Origin of the sequence: Streptomyces marokkonensis (assembly GCF_039539045.1) — a bacterium.
Lineage (GTDB): Bacteria > Actinomycetota > Actinomycetes > Streptomycetales > Streptomycetaceae > Streptomyces > Streptomyces marokkonensis.
Genome location: NZ_BAABCQ010000393.1, coordinates 1 through 912, shown reverse-complemented (window position 1 = coordinate 912; position 912 = coordinate 1). Strand labels below are relative to the sequence as shown.

At 63.6% G+C, this 912-nt stretch carries 1 protein-coding gene; it reads left to right on the top strand.

What is annotated here, in order from left to right; translation table 11 throughout:
* Nucleotides 1-77: 77 nt before the first annotated feature.
* Nucleotides 78-912 (top strand): IS5 family transposase (locus tag ABEA26_RS36055; RefSeq protein ID WP_345598304.1); only part of this gene is annotated, 835 nt, incomplete at its 3' end.

The following is a 912-nucleotide window of genomic DNA, read 5'->3' as shown; positions in this document are numbered from 1 at the left end:
AGAGAGCATCTGATCTAGATAGGGGATGTTCTGACATGTTTGTGTGACCGGCGGCGTTGGCGGTCGTTGCACCGTGTGTGAGTGCTCGCCGTCCATACCGCAGTGATGTGTCCGATGCTCGCTGGGCTCTGATCGAACCGGTCTTCACCGCCTGGCGGGCGAGACGGACTGGCCCCGGTACGGCGGCCCGGGTGCACGACCTACGAGAGATCGTCAACGCGATCCTCTACGTCAACCGCACCGGCATCCCATGGGAGTACCTGCCTCATGACTTCCCGCCGTACAAGACCGTCTACGACTACTACGCGAAGTGGGAAGCGGACGGCACGACCCAGCAGGTCCACGACCTGTTACGTGACAAGACCCGCCGAGCCCATGGCCGCAGTGCCGAGCCGACCGCGGCCGTGGTCGACGCCCAGAGCGTCAAGACCTCGGCAAACGTGTCCGAGACCAGCCAGGGCATCGACGCCGGCAAGAAGATCAAAGGACGCAAACGGCACCTGATCACGGACACGCTCGGTCTCGTGCTGGCCGTCCTCATCACTGCCGCGAACGTGCACGACACCACTGGCGGCAAGCTCCTGCTCGACGACGTGGCCACGAACCACCCCAGTGTGTCCAAGGTCTGGGCCGACGGCGGATACCAGAGCAGCATCTTCAACCACGGTGCCCTGCTCGGCATCGACGTGGAGGTAGTGCAGCGGCCTCGAGCCAAAGGGTTCGAGCCGCTGCCGAAACGCTGGGTGATCGAGCGGACCTTCGGCTGGCTGATGCAGCACCGCCGGCTGGCCCGGGACTACGAAGCCCTGCCCCAGAGATCCCGCGCAATGATCCACTGGGCGATGGCTAACAAAATGTCCCGCGAACTGACGGGAGAATCTACGCCTACCTGGCGAATCGAAACGGACATGA